This window comes from Paenibacillus ihuae, from assembly GCF_001368795.1.
In the GTDB taxonomy this organism is placed as follows: Bacteria; Bacillota; Bacilli; order Paenibacillales; family Paenibacillaceae; genus Paenibacillus_AQ; species Paenibacillus_AQ ihuae.
Genome location: NZ_LN831201.1, coordinates 177,589 through 182,170, shown reverse-complemented (window position 1 = coordinate 182,170; position 4,582 = coordinate 177,589). Strand labels below are relative to the sequence as shown.

The window sequence follows — 4,582 nt, the reverse complement described above, 5'->3', positions numbered from 1 at the left end:
GTAACGCACACGGTGGTGATCAAGGTGCTGATGGCGTACTTTGAAGCCAGGGCTATGGATAAGCTGTGGGAGCTGCCTTATATTTATCCTACTTGTCTGTGCAGGATTGATATTACAGATGGTGTGCCGGAAATCCTGCTGCACGGGGATATCAGCCATTATGAAAGTAGCGAAGCCGGAATGGAATCCTAAATTTTTTGCGGGACAATACCAGCGACATTCCTATAGTTATAGGCGGCAGGCGATAACCGATAAAAGCGGGCATCGCCTGTTTGTGCTGCTTATTTGGCCAGTGTGACCAGCGCTGCGTTGCTGCCGCCCGGACGGGATTCCGCTGGAGGCACCTGGAGTTCGCCGTCAAGCGGCCTGAGAACTGGAAGCAGTGTAGCAAGTCCGGCGCAAACGGCCGGCAGCAGTCCTGCAGCCAGGAACAGCGTGGGGACCCCGTAGACCTCTGCGACCAATCCGCCGGCAAAAGCGCCGGCCGGCTGCAGGCTGCCGCCGATCAGGAAACGGATCGAGTTCACCCGGCCCTGCAAGCTGCCGGGAACCAGCCGTCCATGCAGCGTAGAGCTGATAGAACCAAAGAAAGGTCCCAAGGCAGCGCTGCTGAATGCGGCGGTGAGCGCAAACGGATAGCTTGGGATCAGGCCCCACAGCGCAATGATGATGCCCATCCCGCCAAGGCTGCCGAGCATGACAAGCCGCCGGTGTTTGACTTCCCCCATCAGTGAAACCACACTGATCCCCGTTAAATAGCCAAGCGCAGAAGCGGTGCTTAGCGTACCCAGCGCTGCCGCATCCCGCTGCAGCACTTCACGGACATAAGGGACCATCAGGGTCCAGACGGCAATCGAGCTGAAGTTGCTGATGGAGACCATAATCATAATGGCCAGCATGGACGGGAACTGCTTATAGAAGCTGAATCCTTCGGCAATTTCCTTCAGGTATGCCTGAACGGAGAAGCTGCCGGCAGCTTCCTGGGGCTTCGCCAGCTTCGGCAGGCACAGCAGGGTGGCGATGGCGGCTGCATAGCACAGCGCATTGATGCCGAGCGCCGGTATTGCTCCGCTGCTGGCGGTCAGTACGCCGGCCAGTGCCGGGCCGAGCAGGGCAGCGGCGCCTTTGCAGCCGTCAATGACGGCAAAGGCGCGCATCAGCTTGCGGCCGCCGGCCACGCCCGGAACAATGGCCATAGCCGTCGGCAGAAACAGCGCGGAGCAGGCGCCGCTGAGCGCTGCAGCAGCGAAGAGATGCCAGAGCTGCAGCTGGCCGGCCAGGCCCATCCCGAGCGGCAGGGCGATGGCCAGCAGCCGAATGGCCGCCAGAAAGGCCATGAGGCGCACGCGGTTCAGCCGGTCGGACAGCGGCGAGCCCAGCAGGCGGATCAGCAGCTCCGGAATGCCGGAGCAGAGTACAAGCGCGCCCATGGCCAGCTTGGAGCCGGTCAGTTCATAGACCATCCATTCCATGGCCAGGAGTCCAAAAGTATCACCGAAGGTGCTTAAGGATATGGTGGACAGCAGTCCGAAATAACTGCGTTTTAACATGGGCAGGCTCACCTCTATCTTTGGATTGATCCCGGTTTAGCTCTCCAGATACGTCCCGATTTGATGAGGCAATTCAGTCAGGGCCTCCAGCCGCAGGCTGTAGGAGATGCTCTTCCCGTTGTAATGGACGATGACCAGACCAGCCGCACGCAGTGCGATCAGGTGATAGTGGATTGTGCTTTTGGACAGGCCGACCAGCTTGACAATCTCAGTGAAATTCAGCTGCTTCCCGGTAAGCAGGCGAAGAATGTACAGCCGTGTCTCGTCTGAAAGAGCCCGGGTAAGCCGCAGGAGCGCCGGTGCTGGGCGTCCTTCCTCCGGTGGAAGGACATCACAGGAGTAGCTGGTGAACACATATTCATCATAAAAAGCCGAAGTAACCAGCGGCCGGGGATGATAATGCGGGATAAGGATGACTTGTTTCAGCTGTCCGGCAGGATACAGCCTCATGCCTGCTGTGGCCTGCTCGTAGACCTCCATGTCATTCCCGCCGGTCAGCATGTCTTTTCGGGCATCTGCCTCTTGCTGCAGCCCTTCAAGAATCTGCGGATCAATTCTGCTGAAATAGCCGGCATCCCAAACGCGCAGGATCTCAATAGCAGCACTTCGCAGCTCAGCCAGATTCGAGGGAACGGATTGGCCGAAACGGCCTGAGATCTCGTACAGCTCCCCCGTGGTCAGTTCATCGAACCATTTCAGGAACCCGCTGACGGTGCGCTCGCCCGGGCAGGTCCATATATATGGAGCTAAGCTGAAATCCTCGGCAATGGTGATAATCTCCCGCATTCTCTGCAGCTGCACCGGAGCGAACTGCTCCTGTACCTCGCGGACCCAGAGTTTTCCGGCGTCCATGGCATTATGATTCTGTTTGTAAAGAAAAGCATTCAAACTGGCGATACATTCATACATTGGCGCAAAATCTACTTCTACCTTATAGCTCATACCGGAGTCCCCATTTCAGTTGTTGTGATGCCGATTGATTTGTTCTATAAATATAGAACTGTTTATTGGTTTTATTATATGCGAACAAAACTCGGATTTCAAGATAACGGATAAATAATATTCAGCCGTCAGAGAATGTACGGAATGAATTGAAGTTGTTTGGACAGAAATGTCACAAAATACGTTTTTTTCAGTTATATAGGCATGGGAAGGAGGGGAGTTATGAAAAGGGCGGAGGAGACCAGAGAGAAAGCAGGCGCGGAAAAGGAGCTTGCATCTATCGTGGAGCAGGTTCAACAAGGCGATGTACAAGCCTATACAGGGATCATTGAGCATTTTCAGCGGCCGATTTATCTGTATTGCTACTATTTGCTGGGCAGCCGGGAAGAGGCGGAGGATTCGGCACAGGATATCTTCCTCAAGGCGCTGCAGCATATCACGCGCTTTTCACCCAGAACTTCTTTTTCGGCATGGCTGTATAGGATAGCGCGAAACCATTGCACAGACCTGCTAAAAAAGAGGAGCAGAGGCTTCAAATTGTTCAAGTTGTACAAAAAACAGCAGGAAGAGGCGGATGGAAGCGCCTTGGGTCTGACGGAGAAGGTTCACGAGCTGCTGGCACAGTTGAGCGATGAGGAACGGCAGATTTTGCTGCTGCGGGCGCTGGAGAATTACAGCTTTGAGCAGATTGGCAGCATCATGGAGATGAATCCGGCCAGAATCCGGAAGAAATATGAGCGCTTGCGTAAGAAGCTGGGCCGGCAAAAGGAGAAGGGAGGGATCACACTTGGAGAACCGCGCAGCCATAGAGGATAATGACTTGGGACGGATTGAAAAAATGATCCGGGATACCCCTGCTGAGGTCAATTTGACCCGGCGGATTATGGAGCGATATGAACAGAATAAACCGGCTTTGGACCGCGTCGTACCACTAAGGAGGGAAGTATGGCGTAAGGCAGCCGCAGTGGCTGCTGCAGCAATTCTGGTTTTATCCGCTATAACAGGTACAGGCCTGATATCACCAGCAGCGGCGGAAACCCTGAAGCAGATACCGGGAATGGGTAGGGTCTTTCAATTGGCGGGCGATCTCGGACTGAGGGTTGCTGATGAACGGGGGCTTTACAGCGACCCGGAGGCAAGGGATACGCATGATGGGATGACTGTAGCGGCTACGGCGGTAACCTTTGACGGCACCCGCGTGTCGATTGGCATCGAACTTGAGGGACAAGACGCTGGGATGTCCAAAAGGACTGAGTCTCTGCAGGAAGGCATGACAGATGTCGAGCTAACGATTAACGGGCAGCCGCTTAACACCTATGCGCCTGAAAGCAGCATAGGCCCGTTTATGTTCCCGATTCCGGATAGCGATAAGCTTGTGCTTGAATTCTCGGATTTGCGCAATCAGGGCGGACAGGCATTACCGGAACAATTCGAGCTTGCACTCAGCTTTAAGATAACAGGGATAGCAGAACCCTTTTTGCTGAATATACCGGTAAAGCTGAACATCAGGGACAATGTGGTGCTGACTCCTTCCACCAGCCGCACATACAGGAACGTCAGCCTGCAGGTGAATAAGATTGAACTAACTCCTGTTACGACAAATATAACGACCCGTCTTGAACTGGAAGGAATGACGATTTCGGAACTGAGCAGCAGCAGAAACGATATTGGCTATGATCTGTTTGATGACAGGGGAAACAAATTACAGCTGCTCTCCGGCAATGGATCAAGTGCTACGGACGGAAGTATTCTAATTATGGATACACGGTTCGAACCGTTTGCTGCCAGACCTGAATCCGTCACGATAAAACCGTACCACTATGTATATAAAGAGAACAGCACCACTGAATTCCAGCTTGGGGAGGATGGGCATGTGAAGGTGCAATATATTCCTGAGCTTGAGATGACTGTGCCGGTTAAGACAGTTGCGGAATAACCGGGTGAAACTGAACGGTAAGAGGCCAAATACCCGGTGTGCAAAAAAGGCGGTTCCCGGCGGACGTTATTCACGTCCGGGGAACCGCCTTTTCAAGTGAGGTTAAACGTTAGTTAATAAATCCGAGTGTCTTCAGGGTTTTCTCCAGCATCGT

At 53.9% G+C, this 4,582-nt stretch carries 5 protein-coding genes; 3 read left to right on the top strand and 2 right to left on the bottom strand.

The genetic code is table 11. The features are described 5' to 3' along the window. Positions 1 to 192: histidine phosphatase family protein (locus AQR02_RS34865; RefSeq protein WP_245237729.1), on the top strand; the 192-nt coding region annotated here is incomplete at its 5' end. A gap of 89 nt (positions 193 to 281) precedes the next feature. Here AQR02_RS34865 and AQR02_RS25220 read toward each other — a convergent pair. Both AQR02_RS25220 and AQR02_RS25215 read right to left on the bottom strand, forming a co-directional pair. Then, positions 282 to 1,550 carry an MFS transporter gene (locus tag AQR02_RS25220; RefSeq protein WP_054943142.1) on the bottom strand — a complete coding sequence of 423 codons (1,269 nt, stop codon included), beginning with the start codon at positions 1,548 to 1,550 and terminating at the stop codon, positions 282 to 284. Between the two features lie 36 nt (positions 1,551 to 1,586). Continuing rightward, complete coding sequence (locus tag AQR02_RS25215; protein ID WP_054943141.1) at positions 1,587 to 2,492, bottom strand: ArsR/SmtB family transcription factor; 906 nt, start codon at positions 2,490 to 2,492, stop codon at positions 1,587 to 1,589. 222 nt (positions 2,493 to 2,714) lie between these two features. On the opposite strand from AQR02_RS25215, the gene AQR02_RS25210 reads away from it, so the two are divergent. Together AQR02_RS25210 and AQR02_RS25205 are read left to right on the top strand one after the other, a co-directional pair. Continuing rightward, positions 2,715 to 3,308, top strand: a complete 594-nt coding sequence (locus AQR02_RS25210) for an RNA polymerase sigma factor (protein ID WP_054943140.1) — start codon at positions 2,715 to 2,717, stop codon at positions 3,306 to 3,308. Then, a complete protein-coding gene (locus AQR02_RS25205) occupies positions 3,280 to 4,428 on the top strand; it encodes a DUF4179 domain-containing protein (RefSeq protein WP_054943139.1) in 1,149 nt (382 codons plus the stop codon). Before AQR02_RS25210 ends, AQR02_RS25205 begins: the two co-directional genes overlap by 29 nt. The last annotated feature ends 154 nt before the right edge of the window (positions 4,429 to 4,582 follow it).